This window comes from Treponema vincentii, from assembly GCF_010365865.1.
Taxonomy (GTDB): Bacteria; Spirochaetota; Spirochaetia; order Treponematales; family Treponemataceae; genus Treponema.
The window spans coordinates 305,391-329,319 of the sequence record NZ_CP048020.1 but is presented as its reverse complement, the minus strand read 5'-3'; the positions used below and the strand labels follow the sequence as shown (position 1 = coordinate 329,319).

The following is a 23,929-nucleotide window of genomic DNA, read 5'->3' as shown; positions in this document are numbered from 1 at the left end:
CCGCGGGCGCCTAGAGAGCGGTAATTGCTGCTATTAAACCGAAAATAACGCCCGGTGCATTTGCCGCTGCAAGCGGATAATCTCGTTTATCTTTCAGCAATGCGTATAAAACCCATATTGTACAATTGACGGCTGCTGCTAAGGGCTGAAGAAAAACGGTTTTATTCCCACTCAAGTTGTCCATAATCTGTGGGATATAAGATATGTACATAGTGACCGATAATGCAGTTCCTATCCATCCTAGAATCTTCAATTTATTTTCGCTCATTGCGGCTCCTTATATATTAATTCATCATTAAGAATTGTGAATTAATTAGTTTACTATACCTGTTTTATTGGTGTTGGGCAATATTCGGGCATATCGGATAATCGCACCGGACATATTGTCGACTATCCGCAGCTTATTCGCTCGGTTCGTTGAGCTTGTCGGTAATTTCTTTTATTTTTGCAGAATGAGCAAGTACATAGAGGATATCGTTTTTTTGAATAACGGTATCGCCTCTCGGGAAAATGATTTTTCCCTCGCGTACAATTGAACTGATAAGCGTATCCTTATCAAGATGAAGCTCGCTGATCTTTTGACCGATGCTGCCGGAATGATCTTCAATATAAATATCGAAGATATCAATATCGCTTGCTTTAAGCGAATACAGCTCGACCGAATACAGCGATTCCGGTTTTTTAGGGTTGGTAAATTTCAAGAGCCGAGCAAGCGGAGCAAGCGTGGTTCCCTGAATAATACAGGAAAGGAAAACGGCAAAAAAGATAGAGTTAAAAATAAAGCCGTCCTTATCCAACCCGTTTGCAAGCGGATAGGTCGCAAGAACGATCGGAACCGCACCTTTAATCCCTCCCCACATTAAAAAAAATTTTTCCTTCCGTGTATATTGAAACGGAAACGTGGAAACCAACACGGCAAGTGGACGGGCGACAAACATCATAATACCGACAATAATGAGCGCTTCTTTCCAGATATGAACAAAATGGTGTGGAAATGACAAAAGCCCCAGCATAATAAAAAGTGTGATATTAAAGATTGTAGAAATGCTTTCGAGAAAATTTCCGACGCTGCGCTTTGCAGGAAAAGCGGTATTGCCGATCCAGTACCCCATAAAAAACACTGCGATAATCCCGTTTGCTTGACAGAGCTCCGCCGCGCCGTATCCAAGCAGCACACATCCCAGTATCAGCACATTATAGTTTCCTCTGTTATCCGACTGCAGCCGGTTAAACAGCCATATCGAAATTTGAAAAGCAAAGTAGCCGATAATGATACCGCCGACAAATTGCCAAATAAGCTCTGCTACCGCCAAGGCTGGGGACTTAAAAGCCCCTGTTGCAATATGCACAAAGGTGAGGGTAAGCAAAATCGCCATCGGGTCGTTCGCAGCGGATTCAACATTGAGCGTTGCGGCAAGCTTATCCTTAATCGGATTGGACTTGGTAATCATAAAAACACCAGCGGCATCGGTAGAAGAAATAATAGAAGAAATCAGCATCGAATAGGTTAACTCTAGTTTAAGGATAAAGTGAATTAAAAATCCAAGCGTCACGGAAGTAAGTGCAACACCGAGGGTTGCAAGCGTCATCGACGGGCCGGCAACTCTTTGAAACGTCTCCTTTGTAATGCAAAATCCGCCGTCAAAAATAATAAAGATCAGCAGGATATCAGCAATTTTTTTTGTTAAAAGGGCATTATCAAAATAGAATAAATTTAAGACATCACCGCCAACAAGAACACCGATAAGAATAAAACCGATAAGGAGCGGCAACCCGAATTTATCGCTGATTTTGGTCGACAGCATTGCCAAAATGATAAGAAACGAGATAAACAGAATCATAGAAACCTCAAAGTTGGAGCTATGCCGATTGTACCGATTTTGACAGTAAAATCAACAGAGGCAATCGCTGATACCGTTTACTTCTAAAGCAATCAAACTATCTTGCAAAATCAATGACCTTAAAATCCTGCAGCATTTTTTTTCCGCCCAATTGAAGCATCTGTAAAAATCTTTGAGCCATACCCTGCGGTACATTTCTACCTGCTTCCCAAGCCTCTACAGTTTTTGGAGATACGCCAAGCACACAAGCAAAATTTTTCTGTGTAAGATTTAACTCCTCTCTAATCTGCTTTATTTCTTTACAATGATATGAAGGTAAGTCTGCAATAGTTATGGTTATTTTCCGCGCCTTATTGGGTTTTCCTTTTGCATACTCAAGACTTTCTGAAAGTCCATTCATAATACTTTCAAATACATTAACTTCTTCCATGGGTTACCTCCTTTTCTGCATTTTTTATAGCAGTTACTAAATGCTTCATCTGATTTCTTTCTTCTTTACTGAGGTTTTATATACCCCTATCCAATAGGGTGTCAAGGTTTTTGTTAAATTTATACGTGAGGTAAATACGGCTTCATTTCGTTTTCTAAAAAGAGCGGCCGGTATTGCTCGAAGAAAATATTGATGAATACGGTTGCCGTAACACATCCCGGAACCTGCAACCATGGCAGAGGCGGTAATTATCTTCTTTGTATTTGACGATGATAATAAAAGACACCTGATACAAGCCGGTGCTGCTAGCGCTTTTTAGAGGAGAAATGAGTGAAACGAACGATACTATCTATTGTCTGTGTATTGATTCCGGTCATTGCGTTTACAGAGAACGGAAGAATTACCATTTCGGAGCGCGCCGACTATTCGGTTTATAAAAACGATACTTATGCAGGGCTTACCTATCGAGAAGCCTATATCTACCTTGATGAAAAAAGCTACCGTTTATAATGACGAGCCGGCCTATCGGTATGAAGGAGAAGCCTTTGTGCTGGAAGAAACCCGCAAGAATATGGTCGGCACGGCAAAAAAACTTGATGAAATCAGACCGATTGCTTTTACGCAGTCGGCCCATCGGGGAACGGACGGCACAAAGATAGCAGCCCTTCACTTTACACAAGATACCGGCTATCCGCTGCTGCGGAATTTCCCGACAAGTCCTACGCAGCGACTCGAACAACAGGAAAGCGGAAAAAAAAATGGACAGCTGAAAGCACTATCGTAGTGTGTCCGCAGCAAGGGAAAAATCCTACGAGAATACCGGTGTTGGCTGAATATCAATACATCGGCAAAAAGAAGTACAATGGAACCGATACTCATTATGTAAAGGCAGTATTCGCCTTGCGGTACCACGGTGAAGATCATTTAGGGGATGCTGATATGCTTCGTTCGGAAGGAAGCAGAACGGCGGATATTTATCTGGATGATCGGAATCGCCCGCTCTTTATTCGGGAAAAAATCGATGAAACATTTTTCTATAAGGGTGCTGAATCGATTCGGCAGCGCGGCTTTTTACTGCACTTTTACAATTACGGGCAGCATACCGTTTACAACGGTGGTTCCGTACCGACAACGGCATTACTTGATCACTCCAAGAATCCGGTGAAACCGGAGAGCTCAAACAAGGAGCGCATAAAAGATAAGGGAGACGGTATTTTTAATGTGCAGGAAACACCGCGCGGCATATTATTAAATTTGAAAAATTTACATTTCGTTGCGGATAAGGCGGAGTTGTTACATGGAGAGGATAAAAAACTCGATGAAATAGCCGCCGTATTAAAAACGCTAACCTTTAAAAACCTTTTTGTTGAAGGCCATACTGCTGATGTCGGTGACAAAAGCACCCAACACGGGCTGTCCCTCCGGCGGGCAAAAACGGTTGTCGATGAACTGACCAAACGCGGCATCCCGTCCGGTGTATTCATCTATAGCGGAGCAGGTGGCTCAAAGCCGATCTCATCGAATACAACCGAAGCGGAACGCGCACTAAACCGGCGTGTCGAAATCACTATCATGGAGTAAAACGGTGCCTCTACCTCTGATACCGTCTAAAAAAATCTCTTTGCGATTTGTTAATTTAATGCTATAATCGTTCTATGCAAAAATTATATCGATATGGATTACTATGTATCGGCTTCTGCCTTGTTGTTATGGTGAGTAGCTGTATTTCTACCGCCTCAGCAGGAAAGAACACCACGAGAAATAACCAAAACCCTAATAGGGATGAAAGAGATATACTGCTTATCTTTACCGGTTCCGATTGGTCAAAGGAAGCAAAAGATTTTTCCAAAAACATTCTTACCGAATCATGCAAAACGGAATTGGCGCAGCTCTATGCCGTCCGCTTTATCGACTTGCTGCATAACCCTTCGGAAAATGAACGGGAAGCAGCTCAAAAGAACTATCTGTTGTTTTCCGAATATGCAGTACCTGATATCCCTTTTATCATACTGCAAACAGCCGAACAGGATATGTATGCCTCTGCTGTTATAGAAGCGGATATAAAAACCGAAGCTCAGCTAATAGAAAAAATTAAAGCATTGACTGCGCAGCGGACGAAGGTGATTGAGGCACGAAAGCATATCAATACTACAAAAGGACAGGAAAAAGCACGAGCAATTGACACCTTTTTAAACACGGTCGGCAATGCAGAAGCACACCGCTATGATTCTCTGCGTATGCAAGTACCGGCGCTCGATCCCGATAATCGATCCGGCTTAAAAGGAAAATACGTGTTGATGAGTGCCGACATACGGGCAAAGAGCTTTGCACAGCAGGGGAATTACCTTAAAGCGAGCGATGAATATAAAGCCGCCGCAGAAACCGGCGACCTTTCACCTGCCGAATTACAGTTAGCGTGGTACTTAGCGGCTTATTCCTACTTAATGACGGAAAATACTGAGTCGGAAACCGCTATCGAGTATTTACACAAAGCTATCGAAGCAGACCCTCAAAATGCCGCGGTGCAACGACTCAATCAGGCAATACATAAGTTGCAAAATGATGTTCAGTTAAAAAAATAATGAGAGATAAAGGGAATTACACGATATGATGTCCAAACACACTCTTGCGATGCTGCAGCAAATCGCACACGGTATCGCTATCCACTTTGGTAATAATTGTGAAGTACTTGTGCATGATCTCACCGCCGACTATACCAATAGTTCAATTGTCATTATAGAAAACGGTACTGTTACGATGCGGAAAATTGGCGACGGGCCGTCTCATGTAGTGCTTGAGGCGTTGCATAGTGATCATAAAACGCTGGAAGATAAGCTCAGTTATCTGACAAAAACGAAGGATGGGCGCATTCTTAAATCGAGCAGTATGTTTATCAGAGGCGAAAATAATGCAATCGAGGCAGTGTTTTCGATTAATCTTGATATTACACCGATGCAGATGGCAGAGAACGTGTTGCAGCAGCTGATTTCGCCTATCAGTGCTAAAAATGAACCTGAAAATATTCCGCAGAATGTCAACGATCTATTGGACGAACTTATCGAACAGTCTGTCCGTATTGTGGGTAAACCGGTTGCATTGATGAATAAAGAAGACAAGATCGCAGCGATTAAGTTTTTAAATGGATCCGGTGCTTTTTTAATTACAAAATCCGGCGATAAAATTTCAACCTACTTCGGCATTTCCAAATACACACTCTATAGCTATATAGACGCCGGTGCAAGCGGGCATCAATAATGCCAAGTCATATTTTGTACCGGCAGCGGTAATAGGCTATCGCATTTTCTGCTATTTTCTATGGCAAACCCTAAACTATTTAGAACAATTGATAAAGCTGTTTCCGAATATAATATGATAGAAGAAGACGATCGTATTTTGATTGCCGCTTCCGGCGGGAAAGATTCGACCGCTCTTGCAGAATATTTTGCAGCACGGCTCCATCGCCGGCATCCGGTTTTTGAAGCCGCCGCACTTCATATCGCCACGGATATCGGGTCAGCGTTCGCGCCTGAATTGGCGGAGCGGTTTAAAAACTGGGGAATTGAGTTAAATATTAAAACCATTTCGGTGCTTGAGCGGCTTAAAACCGGCAAAAAGATGAACTGCTGGTGGTGTTCCAGTCAGCGCCGGTTGGAGCTGAGCAAATACGCGCAGGAGCACGGTTTTAATAAAATTGCGCTCGGCCACCACTTGGACGATATCCTCGAAACGGCACTAATGAATGCACTGACAAAGGGAGAGCTTGCAGCAATGCCTCCGGTACTGAAGTTCGATAAATTTCCATTGACCTTTATACGCCCGCTCTGCCTTGCCGACATTCCGATGATTATCCGTCATGCAGAAATGCAGGGGTATATTTCTTCTACCTGTACATGCAGCTATCAGGATAATTCAGGCAGAAAAACCGCTCGTTCTCGCTTGGATAAGCTTACGGACGGTAACTATGAGTTAAAGCGTAAGCTCTTTGATGCGTTGCGGAATGTTAATACAGCATACCTACCCTAGTAACACCTTTTGAAATATACGGTGCATCTGCGTTGTCGCTTAACAAAAAACAGTCCTCGACGTACAACAAGTACGCCTGCGGGTGTTTTTTGTACGCTCCTAGCATCTGCATCGTCTATTTCAAAAGGCTTACGGAAAATATGTTTTACGATATGCCACTTCTGAACATATTCAACGTATCAAAACTGTCAAGGATGGCAGTGGGTTTATACAGGAGCGAGATTTGTGTTATGCACAAATCTCGTCGTCAGAACGCCCAAGGATGGGCGGGGAATAAGTCAGAAACAAGTTTTGGAACAAAACTTGTCCTCTACCGATGTACATGGACGTACATCGGTAGAGAGGTACACGGATGTACAATTGCTTAACAGTCTATTTCAAAAGGCTTACGGAGAGGTTTTACAGTATATGCCGCTTCTGAAAATACTCAACATATCGCCTGCCTTGCGAAGCAATGTTAGGTTGAAGCAGTGGTTGGGTGATTTTTTTTATTAGCACGTTGCAAGATATCGAGCCGTATTAACATTTCGTATTGTCATATCTTTATATACTTTATGCGATATTACTTTATTTAAATGGCTTTTATTATAATCTTCTCGCCGAACACTCCAGATTAACGCACCCTTAACATATATTAATTGTATATATTCTTTTCTTATTGGTAATTCATTTATTATGTTTTCATTATCTATTGAGTCAAATAAATAGGCTACATCAGTCTTTTGAGCATCATTATTTTGCCAATCACAGGGGATGCTCTTTGCTATTTTTACCATCTCACTTTTTGGTTTTACTAATACTTTTACTTCATTCCCGGTCGTTATATGCAATGCTTGTTCAATATTCTCTGTGATACTATTTTTCGCGTCATGTGATTGAAAAATGACATTTCCGGAATTGATATATGTTGAAACGTTTGAAAAACCGCATTGCTCAAATAATGTTTTCAATTCTTTCATATTAATTTTTACAGAACTTCCAACATTGATACCTCTGAGCAATGCTATATAATCCATATATTCCGTATCAATTCCGCCATGGGATGGCGGGGTATTCAAAAGAATATCTAATTACCCCGCCATAATTGCTATTTTGCGATGCGCGATGCGGCGCTGATAGTGCGGTGGCGTTCTTCCCAGGGGGAGGCAACGCGGTTTACATCGGAAACAACGAGGAAGCACTGAGTCGCCTTGCCGAACCAGTCTTTATTGGTTGCATCTTTGCGGAGTACATACTGGCATTTTTTTCCATCGGTAGAGAACGAGCGGCATCCGTTTACCGGTTTCCCCGTTGCATCGATCATCGAACCCGAATCGCGATAGTATTCTTCTCCCGGCACGTCAAAATAGAAATAAGCATTTTTAACCCGCGGATCGTTAACCGAAAAGATAATCTCTATTGTATCGGAATCGCGGGAAACGGATTGTATAACCGGCATTGTAAGTGCTTGCTGTTCGTTTTCTGCTTTCGCAGCAGGGACAATAAGGAAGAGAACTTTTCCTTTTGCGGCTCCTTTAGTAGACTTATCTTCCATAACGGTTTTGCCGCCGATTCCGGTTACATTCAATTCTTTTTCAAACGGCTTCTGCCCCTCAAGTGTAACCGATGCGAACCACTTTCCAAGAGCGGCCGCTCCCTCACCTTCACCCGAAGACAGATGTTTCAGCATCAAGAGTTTCTCTTTTTTATTAATCTCCATCAGCCCCTTTGCACTTTGCTCATCAAGCCCCCACACATCAGCGGGTGAAGCAAAGAAAGCTTCTTTAAAGTCTTGAGCTGTTAGATCACCTTTGTATTTTGCAAGCATAGTAACAAAGATTTTTCCCTTACCTTTATGCTGTTTTGAAACAAAGGACGCATCAGCCTGCTCAATCATCCATGAAATGTCGGTAATTTGAGCTGCTGCCGTTTGAGCAGCTGGTTCTTTTGTTTTAGCTTCAGCCTTTTTGTTTTGAGGCTGTTTTGTAGAAACAGCCTTATCACCAGCCCCTTGCTTGGTCGAGGCTATCGTTTTAGGAGCATCTTTCTTAACTGACTTCGTAGATGCCGGTTTAGGTGCCTCTTTCTTAACCGCTTCCGGAGATGCAGACTGCTTATTATTTTTTGCGGTTGCTTTAGACTTTGCCGTTTCTTGTTGTTTCGGATCTTGTTTAGCGGGCTTTGTCTGAGCATTTTTTGCTTGAGAAGCGGTTTTGTTTTTAGAAGCGCTTCCCGATTGAGCAACAGCCTTTTGTGGTGTTTCCTTCTGAGTAGATTCTTTCGCCGGTGCCTTTTGGGGTGCAGTCTTTACCGATTGCTTAGAGGCGTCAGTTTTTGCAGCCGCTGCTTTTTGAGGCGTTTCCTTCTGAACAGACTCTTTTGTCGTCGCTTTTGAGGGCGTAGTCGTTGCCGATTGCTTAGGCGTGTCGGTTTTTTTAGCCGATGCGCCGGATGCATTTGACTTCGCAGTTTTCTGCTGTGCCGACCCCTGTTTAGCGGGCTTTGTCTGAGCGTTTTTCGCTTGAGGCATGTTTTTAGCAACGCTTCCCGATTGAGCAGTCGTTTTTCGAGGTGTTACCTTCTGAGCGGGTGCTCGCGTCGACGTAGACGTTTTTGCTTCAGCTTTTTGAGGCTCGACTTTTTTAGGTTCGACCTTTTCTGAATCGGAAGGCATGGCCGCAGTAGCCGAGTTTTGCATTGTCTCTGATTTGTTTTCAGTCTGTACTACCTGTACATCCGAGGCAGACGCTTTTGCAGTTTCTACGGGCGTAAGTTTGGGAGTTTTATCTTCCGGAGCTGTTTTACATCCTGCAGCGATTATGAGTAAGCAAAATAATATAAACGATAATAATGATTTTTTCATCCAAGATCCTCCTTAACGGTAAGGCGTAGTAAGAAAACAAATAGTAGGGAACCTCTAAAAATCTAACCGAGTTTTTAGAGATACCTTGTCTTATGGAATGTATCGGTAATTATATCGGAAAGCCTAAAAAGATACCAGAGGGCTATCCCGCAACAATCTCGCACCGATCTTGACTTAACGAGCAAATGTGATATAGTTCTCACTCGTAGATATTTTCATAATTGAGGAGTATAAAATGGTAAAATTAGCGACAATTGCCGGTTCCGATGCATCCGGAGGAGCAGGGCTTGAAGCGGATTTAAAAACATTTCAGGAGTATGGCGGATACGGTATGGCAGCGATTACTTTGGTTGCTACCATGAACCCCCATAAGGATTGGAGCCATGAGGTGTTCCCGATCGGTGAAGATTCACTGCGGTCACAGCTCGAAACCATTTTTAACGGTATCGGCGTTGATGCGGCAAAAACGGGAATGTTGGCAACTCCATACGCAATCGAACTTGCTGCCGAGTATCTCGGTAAATATAAGGTAGAAAACTATGTTCTTGATCCGGTAATGATCTGTAAAGGCGGGAATTTGCCGCTTAATCCGGAAATCAATGAGCTGTTGATTAAAAAACTGTTGCCGCTTGCAAAGATTATTACGCCGAATGTGTTTGAAGCAGGTCAGATTGCTCATATCGATACGCCTTCGACATTAGAAGAAATTAAAGATGCCGCAAAACGGATTTACGATATGGGCGCCCCGCATGTATTCATTAAGGGAGGCTCAAAATTGAAAGATGCAGAGACATCCATCGATGTTTTCTACGATGGTAAGGATTTCCGCTATCTCGAAGCTGAGCTGATTAAAACCGAATGGACTCACGGGTGCGGTTGTACCGTTGCCGCTGCAATTACTGCGGGCTTGGGTTTCGGGCTTGAACCGTATGAAGCAGCCCTCCGCGCAAAGAAATTTATCACGTTAAGTTTACGGAACGGTTTTGCCCTCAATAAATGGGTTGGCCCGGGTAATCCCGCCGCGTGGCGCAAGGCCTTCAATTAAAAGAGGAAGAAAAACATGCGTGCAGTTGATATCATTATGAAAAAGCGCGGGTTTAGAGAAACCGGCGCAGGAACGCTCTCTCGGGAAGAAATTGCCTTTTTAGTGAACGGATATGTGGCCGGAGAGATTCCCGACTATCAAATGGCCGCATGGCTGATGGCGGTTTATTTTAACGGTATGACGTTTAATGAAACCGCCGTTCTTACCGACGTCATGCTGCATTCCGGAGCGGTTATGGACTTGTCGGGGATTGAAGGTCCCTTTGTCGACAAACACTCCACCGGCGGTGTCGGAGATAAACTTTCTTTACCGCTTGCACCTATCGTAGCCGCTTGCGGGGTGAAGGTTCCGATGATGAGCGGCCGCGCACTCGGGCACACCGGTGGTACGCTCGATAAGCTTGAATCGATTACCGGATATAAGACCGGCCTTTCCGTTGAACAATTCCGAAATTACATTAAAAAAACCGGCTTTGCAATGACGGGGCAGACAAAAGAGATTGTCCCTGCCGACCGGCTGATTTATGCCCTGCGCGATGTTACGGCAACCGTTGAATCGGTACCGCTCATTACGGCGAGTATTCTCTCCAAGAAAGTTGCAGAAGGCGCCGAAGCGCTGGTATTCGATGTCAAATGCGGAAGCGGCGCCTTTATGAAAACGCTGCCCGAAGCTGAAGCGCTCGCAAAGAGCCTTGTCGGTACCGGCACCGCGATGGGGAAAAAAGTTATCGCGATGATAACCAATATGTATGAGCCTTTAGGAAATGCAGTCGGTAACTTCTTGGAAATGGAAGAAACCTACAATGTTCTGAAAGGCACAGGGCCTGAGGATGTAACCAACTTAACATTACAGCTTGCAGGCTGGATGCTCGTGCTTGGTCATAAGGCTGCATCAAAAGAAGAAGGAATTCAAAAAGCGCAAGAGGCGCTTCGCAGCGGCAAAGCGCTTGAGCTGTTTTTAGAAAACATTACGCTGCAAGGCGGCAATGCAGAGCAGTTTGTGGCCGAATGCGGAAAGCGCCGCAGCCCGCACACCTGCCACATTAAAGCGGAACAGGACGGCTTTATCGCGGATATCGATGCGTTCAAAATCGGTATTGCCGGAGTTAATCTTGGGGTCGGCCGCAATAAAACTACCGATGCGGTGTGTCCCGATGCCGGTATGATTCTGCATAAGCACGCAGGCGATGCCGTAAAAAAAGGCGACCTCATCATGGACGTATACGGTAAGGATGCGGAGTGCCTTCCGGCTGCTTCCGATATGATCAAAACAGCGATACGGTATGCAGCGGAGAAGCCTCAAATGCGTCCGCTGGTATTTAAAGAAATTTCTGCGGCCGACTTATAGCCGCGCTTCCGGTACCATACAGTGAATTGGGAAAAAAAAGATATAGACCCTAATGTTGTCCGCTCCATGGCACAGCAATACGGCTGCAGCCCGCTTGTTGCATCCATTTTGCTGCGGCGCGGCATTGCCGAAGGGAGCGAGGCGTTTTTTCACCTTGAAAACGATCTGCGCTATGTGCATAATCCCTTTCTTTTTGTAAATATGGAGGATGCCGTTGACCGGATCCTCGATGCAAAGGAAGAAGGTGAGCGGGTGCTTATTTTCGGAGACCGTGATGTGGACGGGATTACTGCCGTTACCGTGCTCTACGAGGCGCTGACCGATTTAGGCATCCCGACGACATGGCGTATCCCCACCGGCGACGAACCGTACGGACTTTCCTGCGAAGCGATTGATGCGCATGAAGCCGACGGCGGTACCCTCATCATTACCGTAGACTGCGGTATTTCCAATATTCAAGAAGTCGCCTACGCTGCGGAGAAAGGAATTGATGTTATCGTTATCGATCATCATACCCCGCAGGATACGCTTCCCGATGCCGCAGTAATCATTAACTGTAAGGTGCCGGACTCAGGGTATCCCAACGAACATCTTTCCGGATGCGCTACGGCGTGGAAGGTTGTTACTGCCCTGCGCTTCGGACTTCTCGACATTTATAAACAGCAGATTTGCCTGTTAAATGTCCGCCCCGTCAACGATGCATTCGCAGTGGAAGCTATCCATACGGTCAATTTAGTTGAAACGGCTCGAATCACCGAAACGATTATCCCCGGTATGGTTCCGTTTTCAGATACTCGGCTCGGCAGATTTTTGCAGGGGCAGCAGATTTTTGTCTGGGATAAAGAGTTGCAGCTCAAGCAGCTGGAAAAAGTGTTCGGTAAGTCGGTTGAGTTTTATGTGAGTGATTTTAGACTTGAATGCGCAAAGATTGCGCCTCAGCTTGCCGAGTTAAGCCTTTTGCGGTTAAAGAATTTATCGCGGATTGGCAAGTACAACGACACGCCGATGTCCGAACTCGACGGCTTTTTCAATATCTTTATTACGCTCGTTCAACAAGCGCATAATATGTACGGTGAAAAAGGAAAGCGTGAATTACAGCTCGTCGCGCTTTCGCTGCTCGCAGACTTGATGCAGCTGACCGGAGAAAACCGGATATTGGTAAAGCAAGGCTTAGCAGCCATCAATGCCGCGCCGCGTGCCGGTCTTTCCGAGTTGATGATAAAACAGGGGCTTATCGGTAAGCACATCGGCACCAACGATATTGCGTGGAATATTACCCCCGTTATCAACGCAACCGGACGGATGGGTAAACCGGAAACGGCAATCCGGCTCTTCCTTGAGCAAAACGCAGCGGTACGCAATGAACTTGCAGATGCGATTATTGCAATGAACGAGGAGCGGAAAGAACTCGGAAAGACCGGCTGGGCAATTGCCGAACCGATTGCGCGGGAAAGTCTTGCAAAATATCGCGAAAAACTCACCGTTGTTGTAAGCGATAAAATCCATCGCGGCATTACCGGTATCCTTTCAAACCGGCTTGCAGATAGGTTTAAGGTGCCCAGCATGGTTATCTGTCTTATGGAAGACGGAACCGCAGTCGGTTCGCTTCGTTCCGCCCGCGGCTATCGGGTGCTTTCTTTGCCGGAAGCATATCCCGATTTTTTCCTCGACTATGGCGGTCACTCATTTGCGGCAGGCTTCAGCTTAATGCAAGAAAAACTTGCGCCGTTTTTAAAAAAAGTTCAGGAATTTACCGCTGCTATCGAATTTGACGAAAACTCTGAAAACCCTCCGCTTTCCATCGATGCGGAACTTCCGCATGACTATTTAACGCCCGAACTTTTAACCGTGCATGACACCTTTGAGCCCTATGGCGAAGGGTTCCCAGCGCTGCAATTTGCCGCTAAAGGAATAAAAATAGCCGCCGCCTCAATTATGGGTAAAACCCAACCGCAGCATTTGCGTCTTACGTTCGACTGCGGAACATATAAATGGACAGCGGTGTATTGGCAGGCAGCGGATAAATTGAACGTTGAATTTAAGATCGGTGACAGTATCGATGCCGTCTTCACGTTGAGCCGGAATACCTTTAACGGCAATACGGTGCCTCAAATGGTTATTCAGGATATGCGGAAGACGGGCACGGGTATTTAAGCAGCGTTTCTCTTATACACAAAATTTTGAATAAAATTTTGTGTAATTTTTTTACGACGGCGGGGCAAGCGTAGAGGTTCAATTCTGGTTGAACAGCTCCGCTTTTTCTGCGGGAATATTAAACAAGCATCTGATTCGCTTGCCCTGCGCTTCGTTGGTGTTAGCGCCCTTGCCGAGACAAGGTAAGGTTTGCCAGCTCTTTGGGTAAGTCGCTACCGCGCAGTGTGAGCGTATTATCGTCATTGCGGGTATACTGGAGCTTCCACACTGCGTTCATGCTCCCTCAGTTGAATGGACTTGAAGTGTTGCGGCGAATCAGGAAAACGTCGAATACGCCGATTATTTGCTGCAGCTGCCGTGATTCCTAATTATTTTGCGGAGCTGTTAAAAAATCGCCTAGTGTATTTACCCTGGCACGCGGGGCGTTCCCTTGACAAAAGATGTCGAGAATATACACTATAAGCGATAATTAACATATCGACAGGCTGTTGAAAGATATCCTTTTGTGTTATAAGCTATTCTAAAAATATAGGACATTGAGATGCGTGTAATCGAAGACGAAAAGTTAGAAACAGTACATAAACAGACCGTAGAGTTCCCCTACAAGATGCAAATTGTCTCTCTTGTTATTTTTGTTGCGCTGATATTCTTACCTTTTGGTATGGACAAAATGGATCTTGTTAATCATACGCGAACGCCGCAGCTTCTCTACCCTTTTACAGTTTTATTCTCCGGCTTAGTGCAACAAAATTTTCTATTTTTTTATGTAAGTTGTTTTTCATTTTTTTTACTGCCCGTAGCATTCCTCATAATATTTATATCAATCTTTAATAAGAGAATAACACAGAATATCGTTATTATCTCTGCATTTGTTGCTGTAACGTGCTATCTTGCGGCTGCCATCTCAGGGATGACGGTATTTGCAAACACCATACGCTGGTTCCAGTCGCTAAGTATTTTGGTGTATATGGCCTTTTTTTTGGCACTTACGTTCCATATTTTTTTAATCAGCTATGGCATTGCATTAATAAAAGCGAGAAATGAAACGTATTCCGCATACAAACAACTTATTTTAGAAAGTGAAAAAACAGAGGAGTCGGATAAACAGCCGGAAAACAAAGAAAAATTAAATATAAAACGACAAGTTCAAGAGTTGATCGATCGCATAAAGGATCCTGAAAAGAAGACACACCTAAAAAATAAAATAGCCGGCGTAATTCTTATCGCAATTATTATTATTATCTCAGTCTTTATTTATACGGATTTAAAGAACTATAAATTGCTTTTAACGCAAAATGTGAATACAACCGGTAAGAACCAAGCCGAACAAGTGGCGGCAATCTACGGATTTTCCGACGGGCTTCATGCAAAAATAAGCGCCTTTCTCGAAGGAATAAAAAAAACGAATGCATCTTCCCCGTTTCCGCACCGGCGCGTAGATATTATTACAACGGACAGTAAAGAACCGGTATTTCTTGATAAGATTGATAATACTACAGTGCTTCCCGATTTCAATGTATTCTCCTATACAACAGAACAAGGGGCGGTGCGCAATATACCCGCAGAAGAAAAACGCATTACTGCGGAAGAAGCTGCTCTTTACATAAAACATTTTCAAAATATAAATACCCGGAGCCAGCCTATTTATAAAGCGGACAAGCGGATGTGCCTTTATGTACACCCCATAACCTTTTCACGCAAAGACGGCCAAAGACTCGTCGGGTTTTCCGTCGTAACATATATGAAAGAGATACTTGACCGGCCATACTTCCAAGCAAAAGTATTTATCTTTGCACTTGCAGCTATTTTCTTGTATGCGGCGATAATTATTACACTTTTTCTTGCCGATTTTATTGCCGAGCCTATTATTCAGCTTTGTGTAAATATTAGAAAGACGACTAATATATTAAACGAAATATTTTCAGGAAATGCAAAGATCGATGCACACAAACTTGTGTTTGATGATAATCTTAAAACGCGTGACGAAATAAAAACGCTTTCAAAAGAAATAAAAAATATTATTACGCTTGTGCGTGGTATGCTTCCATATATTTCGTTCCATACTCTTAGAAATGCGGAAAAAGATGTCGGTTCCAAAAGTATCTCGCGAAATCTTTGTTTCCTTTTTACCGATATCAGAGGCTTTACAAAGCTTTGCGAAAAATTGCCGGCGAGAGAGGTCATATTGATGTTAAATCGCTACCTAAACATCGAAACTAAAATTATTTTTGATAACGGCGGCGATGTCGATAAGTATGTCGGAGACGAAATGATGGCTTTTTTTGCAGGTCCTAAAAAAGAGATCAACGCTTGTAAGGCAGCGATGGAAATACGGGAAGCACTCTATCGCGAACAGCTGGCAGCTCTAAAGGTAGGGAGAGAAACAATTTCTCTCGGCATCGGTATAAATACGGGCTACGTTATATTCGTCCCTGTCGGTTCCGAAACGAGAAAAGATTTCACTTCTATCGGTGATACGGTTAATTTGGCGGCACGGCTTGAAGGCGCAAATAAACAGTATGGATCAAAGACTATTATTTCTGAGGCTGTCTACAACAATCTGGGAAATGCATTTATTTGCCGTGAGCTTGATTATATAACGGTTAAAGGGAAAACGGAGGTTGTACGTATTTTTGAAGTGCTGCAAGAAGCTAAAAAAAATACCGGCGATAAAATTTATGATTTAAAAAAGCTTTTTGAAACGGGGCTTGACTATTATCGGCAGCGGAAATGGAAAACTGCCGAAAAATATTTTTTGGAATGCGTAGAAAAATATAACGATAAACCGGCAAAAGTTTTCTTAGAAAGAATCGAACATTATCGGAGTTCTCCGCCGCCCGCAGATTGGAAAGGCGTTTTCGTTATGCGAGTGAAATAATCGGTTGGAGCCATCCTTTACAAACATGGGCAGGCAATACGTATAAAGAACGCCGATTAATCCTGATGGGTTAATCGGCGTTTTCCTTTTTTAGCTTCTATTAAAACTTATAACGTAAGGTCGATAGTGTTTGCCCTTCACGTAATACATCGAACCATACTTCTTTTTTGAGCTTTGATAATTCACGATAGAATTCGCGCATATTCGCTACCGATACATCGTTTACCGCAGTAATAACGTCGCCGGATTTAAGCCCGATAATAACGGCGGGTGTTTTATTGGTAATGTTGGTTACCAGTACTCCCGTTTGCTTTTTATCGAGCTTTAATTTATCACGTATTTCATCACTGAGCTCGTAACCGATAAATCCCGGCCAGAGTTTTGACGAATCGGTAACGATGTTTTGATCTCGATCTTCAATTTTTACGGAAAGCGTTTGTTCTTTGCCGTCACGGATAACTACAAATTCTGCTGTCGTTCCGCTGCGAAGATCACCGACATCGCGGACAAGTTGATCGACACTCTTTACTTCTTTGCCGTTCAGCTTAACGACAAAATCGCCCGGGCGGATGCCGCCTTTAAACGCAGGAGAACCTAAAAATATATCGATAGCCAATGCTCCGGTTTTTTCACCGAGCCCTAGGGCTTTCATAACCGTTTCGTCGGCGCTCGTCAGTTGGACACCGACCCATCCGTATTTCAATTTACCGTCGGAAATGAGCGAGTCGATTGCGCCTTTGACGTTGTTGATCGGAATGGAAAAGCCAAGCCCTTGGGATCCGCCGCTCGACGATGCAATCCAAGTATTAATGCCGATAACTTGCCCATAGATATTCACGAGCGGGCCGCCGGAATTCCCCTGATTGATTGCCGCATCGGTTTGGATAAAGTCGTTGATGTTATTATTCGAGCCGCCCGACCGTCCTACCGCACTGACCATACCGCGGGTAACCGTCGAAACATACCCGAGCGGAGAACCGACAGCAAATACGATATCGCCGACTTCTACTGCGTCGGAATTACCCAATTCGGCAATGACAATATCTTTTTCGGTGGATTCAAACGAAACCAATGCGATATCCCGCCGCTGGTCACCACCGACCAATTTTCCTTCCGCAGTATGTCCGTTATACAACTTGACGATAATCTTTTCAGCCGTACCGGTAACATGCTGATTAGTCAGCACATAATAGGTGTTACCGCTCTTACGAACGATAACGCCCGATCCCATACCTTCTGATTTATATTCCTGTTCGCCGCTATCTTTTCCATCGGATTTTTCGCCGTTCTCCTGATTAGGCATTCCGAAGAAGAACCACGGGAAACCGTCACCCGAAAGCGGGTTTCTGACTTTCTTAATTTCGGTAACCGAAAGCGTTACCACAGACGGTAAAATCGCTGCGGATACCTGCCGGTTTGCGCTTTGCAGTCCTTCCAACAACGTAATCGTCTCTTTTGTAATTGCATCCGAATGCTTTGTATCGGCATAAACCGTTGTTGCCGAAGCAGGACTTGCAGAGCATGATGATACAAAGACCATCACAACCATGCTTAATACTGTCGCGAATGACAGTAGTGTTTGAAATCTTTGTCTTAAATACATACGTTTACCTCCACCATTAGAAGTTTTCAATTACTTCTTAAACATATAACATACTATTATGATACACCCATCGGCAATAATAACTTGACAGAGGTTTTATATTTTGTTTGTATGTACGGATGATACGGTTAGTAAACGTAAACAAACGGTACGGAGAACTTCAAGCGGTGGATAATATCAGCCTTGAAATTCCTTCTCATACGATTTTCGGTATTATCGGAAAAAGCGGCGCGGGAAAATCGACGCTCGTGCGACTGATAAGCCTTTTGGAACCGGTGGACTCGGGAGAGATTTACTACGGCGACTCCCGCGTAGATACCTTGACGGGTAAGCTCTTACGAAATCAGCATAAAAAAATCGGGATGATTTTCCAGAATTTCAATTTATTTGCATCGCGCACGGCTGCGGGCAATATCGCCTATCCGCTTGAAATTGCGGGAATGCCGAAACGTGCTATCGCAGCAAAGGTAGAAGAAATGCTGAATGTTGTCGGGCTTGAAGGACGCGGTGATGCGCGGGTAAGTACCCTATCCGGCGGGCAAAAACAGCGGGTGGCGATTGCCCGTGCCTTGGCTGTTTCTCCCGATATCCTCTTTTGTGATGAAGCAACGAGCGCACTTGACCCGCAGACAACACGCTCAATTTTGGAGCTGCTCAAGCGGCTTCAAAAAGACATGAATTTAAGTGTTGTGATGATAACGCATCAGATGGAAGTAGTACGCGATTGCTGTCAGCAAGTGGCCGTTATCGATAACGGCGCCGTGGCAGAAACAGGTTCCGTGCGTGAAATCTTTTCTGCACCGAAGTCGGAAGTAACCAAAGACTTCTTAATGCATATCAACCCGCTCAATCCCGAAGACACGCAGCTTATCCGATGGTCTAAAAACGGCGGCGCCTATACGCTCCGGTTCTCCGGCGAGCTCACGAGTGAGCCGGTCTTAAGTAAAATTTCCCGCGATTACGGTATTGAGTTTAATATCTGTGCAGGCGGTATGCAGAAGGTTGGAGAAACGGTGGTCGGAACCCTCTTTGTCGATATTAACGGTTCACACGAAGATACGCAAAAAGCGTTTGCTTATCTCAACCAAAACGGTATCAAAGTAGAGGAGACACATCAATGAGTTCATGGTCAACGTTAGTGCAGCTGGTAGGAACGGCGACGGGGCAAACGCTTATAATGGTATTCTTTTCTACGCTTTTTTCTTTTATACTCGGAGCGCCGCTCGGCGTGCTGCTGTGCATCACTGCGGAGGGGAACCTTATGCCAAGACCGGTGTTGCATCAACTTATCGATCGGGTGGTAAACGTATTACGCTCATTTCCGTTTATTATATTGATGATTTTACTCTTTCCGTTTTCGCGGCTCATCATCGGTACCAGCATCGGAACCGCCGCAACGGTCGTACCGCTTTCCATCGCCGCCGCCCCCTTTGTTGCGCGGGTTATCGAAAGCGCCTTGCTGGAAATTGACCGCGGTGTTATCCAAGCGGCTCTCGCGATGGGCTCTTCTACGATGGAGATTATCTTTAAAGTGATGATACCGGAAGCGCTGCCGCCCCTCGTTGCAGGCATTACGCTCACTATTATCAACCTTATCGGGTATTCGGCAATGGCGGGCGCAATCGGCGGCGGCGGCCTCGGTGATTTGGCAATCCGATACGGCTATCAGCGGTTCCGCAGTGATATTATGCTGGCGGCGGTCATCGTCATTTTAGTGATGGTAGAGCTTATTCAATTTATCGGCACGAGGATCAGTACGGCACTTGCAAAACGGCGGTAATAACATTAAGAAGAAAAACATTGCGGGGATGCCGAAAAAGTAACTAACTTTTGATACATCCCTAATATTGGAATACAACTCTGACATATTGCCTTCTTTCCAATGTCTTGTTTTCCATGTCTTGTTTTCCAATTGACCTTTCACCGATAGTATGCGAAAATAAAGAGTTGTTCCCCATCGTAATCAACCAAATCTACAGATGAGGGCAAGAAGGAGTATGAAACCTATGTTAAAAAAATTGGTTAGCATTCTGTCTGCGGGACTGATGATTGCGGCTCTTATGTCGTGTGCGCAGGAAAAAAAGGAAGAGGGACCTATCACGCTTCATTATTGGACGCATGAAGATCCCGCCCGTACCGAGCTTGAAACAAAGCTTATCGCCGAATTTGAAAAAGCAAATCCGAATATCAAAGTAGAGCGGACAACTCAGGGCGCTGCAAAGCTGATTGAGCTGGTACAGACCGCTTTTGCAGCTAATCAAGGGCCTGATATTTTCAATTTATCTATCGAAGATGAATATTCTTATGTTGCAAATGGCAGAGTCGCTCCGGTCGATCCCAAAGCCGCCGGTTATGCCGATCAGGCAGCAATCTATGACAGCTATTTGCCGGAAATTCTCAATGCCGTAACAAAAGACGGAAAACTATATGGTCTGCCGTTGGAAATTACCAACTGGTGTATCTATATCAATAAGAAGATTTTCCGCGATGCCGGTTCGGATCCCGAAAAAGATTATCCCAAAACATGGGAGGATATGGTTGCCGTTTCCGAAAAATTGGTTATCCGCGACGGTGATATTTTGGTACGCAGAGGGTTCGATTTCCGCTATCCGTATTATCTTGTTGCCTTTGTTCCGATGGTGGAACAGCTCGGCGGTCAGCTGATCAGCGATGATGGAAAAAACAGCGATTATCGGTGATGAAGCATGGATCAAGTTCCTTACCTTTATGCGCGATTGGGGGGACCCTCCGGAAAGAACCTCGGTTCTCCTACCTACAAGAGCGCACGTAACCTGTTCAATAAAGACAATAACGACATTGCAATGGCGACGACCGGTTTATACCAGCAGGGACGGATCCGCAAGGATAATCCCGACTTCTATAATAGTGGTGAGTGGATGGTTGTTCCGTTCCCTCAATTTAAGAACGCAGTTAAAGAAGTTCCCGCTTGCTATTACGGACATTTCTTAATGGTTAACAACGATATTTCCAAGGCGAAGCAGGAAGCTGCATGGAAGCTTATCGGCTTTTTACTCAAGCACGGTGAAGACTACCTACGCGAAGGCGGTAACATTATTCAGCCGACCAAAGCGCTGCTCGATTCGCAGACACTCAAAGATATGCCGTATTCCGATGTATTTATCAACGATATGAACAAAGGACACATGGTGTACTACGGAGCGAACAGTGCTGAGCTGCAAACGGCAATCCGCTCGGCAGTTGAGTCGGTTATGCTGTCCGGCGTAGCTCCCGAAAAAGCGCTTGAGTCTTTGCGAGCAACGGCTCAAGAAATTCTTGACGAAGAAAACAAATAGTTAGAACAGTCATTAACAGCCTCTAAAAAACGGTATTTTTAGAGGCTGTTTCATTCATGCGGAGGGTTTAATACCCGCCGCCCTCGGCAACGCTCTGCGTCGGAGTTGTTGATTAAACCTGTTCGGAAACTTCCGTTTCGACAACCAAGCTATTGAACAGGTCTAGTATTCATCGGTAAAAGGAAAAGCGGTTATGTCTAACTCAAAAAAAAGCGGCGGTATCGAAAAAAAGATCGCACGGTGGGGTGTTATTTTTGTTATTCCCGCAGTGTTATTTTTTGCCGTATTCAGTTTTTATCCTATTATAAATGCGTTCATCGAAAGTTTTTTCGATAAGCGCGTACTCAGCAATATTCCCCCTAAGTTTGTAGGGCTGCAAAATTATTTCTATATTTTTGACGCTTCCCGATACGATAATCCGATGTCATTCTTAAATTCGCTGCGTGCAACAGTCGTGTTTACGCTCGGAACATTTATACCGCTTGTGATATTAAGTCTCTTGTTCGCGGTGCTTATCAGCTCATTGCAGCGGAACAGTTTAAAAAAAGGTTTTCAGATAGCGTATTACACACCTGCCATTCTATCGTCTGTTGTTGCCGCGGCTATTTGGCTGCTGATTTTTGACCCCCGCGGACTGGGAAATTACTGGATTAATAAGCTCCTTTCCACGCCTGGTATTGACCATCAATGGTTGCTAAACAGTACGATGCTTCAACTTTCTACAATGATTGTATATTTTTGGAAATATATCGGATACTTTGTTATTCTTTTTATTACCGGCCTTTCAACCATTCCTCCGGTGGTGTACGAAGCGGCTTTAATCGACGGTGCAAATAGATTCCAAGTCTTTTGGTCGATTACGCTGCCGCTCCTTAAACCGACGGTTGTATTGGTTTCAATTATGGCGATGTTGCAGTGTTTAAAAACGTTCAGCACCCAATATCTCTTTACCCAGAATGGAGCGTCGCTCGAGCCGATTAACGTTATCACGTTGAATATCTATCAGACCGGTATTAAGCTGCAGCGGATCGGCCGTGCAAGCGCGATGAGTATCGTATTATTTTTAATGATGCTCCTTTTAACATGGCTGCAATTCCGCTCGTCAAAACCCGACGAGACGGATTATTAAAAGAGCGCCGTAAGACACATAGGAGTTAAATATGAAACAATCTATGACGACGGGAGCGCTTTCGGTTATTAAACTGGTATTATTGCTGGCGCTTGCTGCCTTTACCGTGATGCCGCTTATTTTTATGTTGACCGCTTCATTTATGTCGGGAAAAGAGATTATGCAGATGCCGTATAAATGGATTCCCGAAAGCTGGCAGTATGTCAACTTCATAACGGCAATGAAAGGTAACGACGGCAATTACATTTACGTTCGAAATATTATCAACTCGTTTATCGTGGCGATTACCGTATCATTTACTACAGTTCTCCTCGCATCCATCACCGGTTACGGACTGGCTAAATTCAGATTTCGCGGACGGAACCTCATCTTTATGCTGATTATGGCAACGATGATGATTCCGTTTGAGGCTATTATGATACCGCTGTACATGATTGCAACGAAGCTGCATATCCAAAATACATACACGGGTTTGATACTGCCCTTTATGGTGAGCGCATTCGGTATTTTTATGATGCGTCAATACCTTATCACCTTTCCCAATGAGTTTTTGGATGCGGCGCGCGTGGATGGAATGCATGAGTTTTCCATCTATTCGCATATCGTACTGCCGAACTGCAAACCTGTTATCGCGACGCTCGCGATCCTTTCGTTTAGAACGCAGTGGGATAACCTGCTGTGGCCGCTGCTGGTTTCTCAGTCCGATACGATGAAAACCATTCCGCAGTACATCACCTCATTTACGGCCGAACGGAGCACCGACGAAGGCGCAATGATGGCAGCCGCCGTTATTGCCAGCATCCCGATGATGCTCATCTTCTTCGGACTTTCCAAATATTTTATTGGAGGGTCGGTGGTTTATGAATCCCGCAAAGGCTAACCACCTTTTGAAATATACGGGGCATCTACTTCGTTGCTGCGCACAAATTAATCCTCAACGTACAGTAAGTACGCCTCCGCTTCGCTTTTGCTAAACTCCTTGTAGTTTCAGAACGGACATGGATGTCCGTGGTAATAAACAGGAGCGAGATTTGAGTTATGCACAAATCTCGTCGTTGAACAGTGTACACGGACGTACACTGTTCAACGGGCTATTTTCAAAAGGCTTACGGCAAAAGCTTTTCAGAACCGCCACGGACGGCGGGGGTATGAAGCAGAAACGAATTTAGACGTAAGGCTAAATTCGTAGCTAACGAATGTACATGGACGTACATTCGTTAGCGTGCCTGCGGGTGTTTTTTGTACGCTCCTAGCATCTGTATCGTCTATTTTCAAAAGCGCTGGCAGGGGGATACCCTTTTCGTTGCAGCGCACAAATTAATC

The 23,929-nt window shown here is 44.5% G+C and carries 21 protein-coding genes and 2 pseudogenes; 17 read left to right on the top strand and 6 right to left on the bottom strand.

Annotated features, from left to right (window positions below):
* Positions 1 to 10 precede the first annotated feature (10 nt).
* The 3 genes from GWP43_RS01485 to GWP43_RS01475 all read right to left on the bottom strand — a co-directional run bounded on the left by GWP43_RS01485 (position 11) and on the right by GWP43_RS01475 (position 2,271).
* Positions 11 to 268 (bottom strand): SemiSWEET family transporter, encoded by a 258-nt coding sequence (locus GWP43_RS01485; protein ID WP_162662152.1) that lies wholly within the window; start codon positions 266 to 268, stop codon positions 11 to 13.
* Positions 269 to 401: 133 nt separating this feature from the next.
* Positions 402 to 1,841 (bottom strand): potassium/proton antiporter, encoded by a 1,440-nt coding sequence (locus tag GWP43_RS01480; RefSeq protein WP_162662150.1) that lies wholly within the window; start codon positions 1,839 to 1,841, stop codon positions 402 to 404.
* A 97-nt stretch (positions 1,842 to 1,938) separates the two neighbouring features.
* Complete coding sequence (locus GWP43_RS01475; protein ID WP_162662148.1) at positions 1,939 to 2,271, bottom strand: helix-turn-helix domain-containing protein; 333 nt, start codon at positions 2,269 to 2,271, stop codon at positions 1,939 to 1,941.
* Between the two features lie 330 nt (positions 2,272 to 2,601).
* Here GWP43_RS01475 and GWP43_RS01470 point away from each other — a divergent pair, with 330 nt between their 5' ends.
* The 6 genes from GWP43_RS01470 to GWP43_RS01445 all read left to right on the top strand — a co-directional run bounded on the left by GWP43_RS01470 (position 2,602) and on the right by GWP43_RS01445 (position 6,294).
* Complete coding sequence (locus tag GWP43_RS01470) at positions 2,602 to 2,781, top strand: hypothetical protein (protein ID WP_162662147.1); 180 nt, start codon at positions 2,602 to 2,604, stop codon at positions 2,779 to 2,781.
* Entirely contained in the window at positions 2,759 to 3,055 is a 297-nt protein-coding gene (locus tag GWP43_RS01465) for a hypothetical protein (RefSeq protein WP_162662146.1), read from the top strand. The genes GWP43_RS01470 and GWP43_RS01465 overlap by 23 nt, the downstream gene beginning before the upstream one ends.
* Before the next feature lie 41 nt (positions 3,056 to 3,096).
* Positions 3,097 to 3,852: an OmpA family protein gene (locus GWP43_RS01460; RefSeq protein WP_162662145.1), complete on the top strand. Its 756-nt coding sequence runs from the start codon at positions 3,097 to 3,099 to the stop codon at positions 3,850 to 3,852.
* Between the two features lie 74 nt (positions 3,853 to 3,926).
* Positions 3,927 to 4,853: a tetratricopeptide repeat protein gene (locus tag GWP43_RS01455; protein ID WP_162662144.1), complete on the top strand. Its 927-nt coding sequence runs from the start codon at positions 3,927 to 3,929 to the stop codon at positions 4,851 to 4,853.
* A 25-nt stretch (positions 4,854 to 4,878) separates the two neighbouring features.
* Positions 4,879 to 5,526 carry a helix-turn-helix transcriptional regulator gene (locus GWP43_RS01450; RefSeq protein ID WP_162662143.1) on the top strand — a complete coding sequence of 216 codons (648 nt, stop codon included), beginning with the start codon at positions 4,879 to 4,881 and terminating at the stop codon, positions 5,524 to 5,526.
* Positions 5,527 to 5,586: 60 nt separating this feature from the next.
* Positions 5,587 to 6,294 carry a PP-loop family protein gene (locus tag GWP43_RS01445; protein ID WP_162662142.1) on the top strand — a complete coding sequence of 236 codons (708 nt, stop codon included), beginning with the start codon at positions 5,587 to 5,589 and terminating at the stop codon, positions 6,292 to 6,294.
* A 491-nt stretch (positions 6,295 to 6,785) separates the two neighbouring features.
* Here the strand turns inward: GWP43_RS01445 and GWP43_RS01440 are convergent, their stop codons facing one another.
* Positions 6,786 to 7,310: a DUF1697 domain-containing protein gene (locus GWP43_RS01440; protein ID WP_162662141.1), complete on the bottom strand. Its 525-nt coding sequence runs from the start codon at positions 7,308 to 7,310 to the stop codon at positions 6,786 to 6,788.
* Between the two features lie 71 nt (positions 7,311 to 7,381).
* Positions 7,382 to 9,136, bottom strand: a complete 1,755-nt coding sequence (locus tag GWP43_RS14405) for a hypothetical protein (protein WP_230977875.1) — start codon at positions 9,134 to 9,136, stop codon at positions 7,382 to 7,384.
* Positions 9,137 to 9,371: 235 nt separating this feature from the next.
* Here GWP43_RS14405 and thiD point away from each other — a divergent pair, with 235 nt between their 5' ends.
* The 5 genes and pseudogenes from thiD to GWP43_RS01410 all read left to right on the top strand — a co-directional run bounded on the left by thiD (position 9,372) and on the right by GWP43_RS01410 (position 16,560).
* Positions 9,372 to 10,181, top strand: coding sequence for a bifunctional hydroxymethylpyrimidine kinase/phosphomethylpyrimidine kinase (thiD, locus tag GWP43_RS01430; protein WP_162662139.1), 810 nt, complete (start codon positions 9,372 to 9,374; stop codon positions 10,179 to 10,181).
* Positions 10,182 to 10,196: 15 nt separating this feature from the next.
* Positions 10,197 to 11,528 carry a thymidine phosphorylase gene (locus GWP43_RS01425; protein WP_162662137.1) on the top strand — a complete coding sequence of 444 codons (1,332 nt, stop codon included), beginning with the start codon at positions 10,197 to 10,199 and terminating at the stop codon, positions 11,526 to 11,528.
* Between the two features lie 21 nt (positions 11,529 to 11,549).
* A complete protein-coding gene (gene recJ / locus GWP43_RS01420) occupies positions 11,550 to 13,682 on the top strand; it encodes a single-stranded-DNA-specific exonuclease RecJ (protein ID WP_162662136.1) in 2,133 nt (710 codons plus the stop codon).
* A gap of 275 nt (positions 13,683 to 13,957) precedes the next feature.
* Positions 13,958 to 14,041: pseudogene (locus GWP43_RS15665) on the top strand (DNA-binding response regulator); the annotation flags it as partial.
* Between the two features lie 182 nt (positions 14,042 to 14,223).
* Positions 14,224 to 16,560: an adenylate/guanylate cyclase domain-containing protein gene (locus GWP43_RS01410; RefSeq protein WP_162662135.1), complete on the top strand. Its 2,337-nt coding sequence runs from the start codon at positions 14,224 to 14,226 to the stop codon at positions 16,558 to 16,560.
* A 100-nt stretch (positions 16,561 to 16,660) separates the two neighbouring features.
* On the opposite strand, the gene GWP43_RS01405 is transcribed toward GWP43_RS01410, so the two are convergent.
* The gene (locus tag GWP43_RS01405; RefSeq protein ID WP_162662134.1) at positions 16,661 to 18,163 is read right to left on the bottom strand and encodes a Do family serine endopeptidase; all 1,503 of its coding nucleotides are present in this window, start codon (positions 18,161 to 18,163) and stop codon (positions 16,661 to 16,663) included.
* Between the two features lie 119 nt (positions 18,164 to 18,282).
* Between GWP43_RS01405 and GWP43_RS01400 the strand changes: the two genes are divergently transcribed.
* The 6 genes and pseudogenes from GWP43_RS01400 (at position 18,283) to GWP43_RS01375 (ending at position 23,775) form a co-directional block, all read left to right on the top strand.
* Positions 18,283 to 19,284 carry a methionine ABC transporter ATP-binding protein gene (locus GWP43_RS01400; protein WP_162662133.1) on the top strand — a complete coding sequence of 334 codons (1,002 nt, stop codon included), beginning with the start codon at positions 18,283 to 18,285 and terminating at the stop codon, positions 19,282 to 19,284.
* On the top strand, positions 19,281 to 19,943 hold the full coding sequence (locus tag GWP43_RS01395; protein ID WP_162662132.1) for a methionine ABC transporter permease: 663 nt from the start codon (positions 19,281 to 19,283) through the stop codon (positions 19,941 to 19,943). The genes GWP43_RS01400 and GWP43_RS01395 overlap by 4 nt, the downstream gene beginning before the upstream one ends.
* Before the next feature lie 226 nt (positions 19,944 to 20,169).
* A pseudogene (locus GWP43_RS01390) lies at positions 20,170 to 21,477 on the top strand (ABC transporter substrate-binding protein).
* 193 nt (positions 21,478 to 21,670) lie between these two features.
* Positions 21,671 to 22,606, top strand: coding sequence for a carbohydrate ABC transporter permease (locus GWP43_RS01385; RefSeq protein WP_162662131.1), 936 nt, complete (start codon positions 21,671 to 21,673; stop codon positions 22,604 to 22,606).
* Between the two features lie 31 nt (positions 22,607 to 22,637).
* Positions 22,638 to 23,486 (top strand): carbohydrate ABC transporter permease, encoded by an 849-nt coding sequence (locus GWP43_RS01380; protein WP_162662130.1) that lies wholly within the window; start codon positions 22,638 to 22,640, stop codon positions 23,484 to 23,486.
* 151 nt (positions 23,487 to 23,637) lie between these two features.
* Entirely contained in the window at positions 23,638 to 23,775 is a 138-nt protein-coding gene (locus GWP43_RS01375; RefSeq protein WP_162662129.1) for a hypothetical protein, read from the top strand.
* Positions 23,776 to 23,929 lie beyond the last annotated feature (154 nt).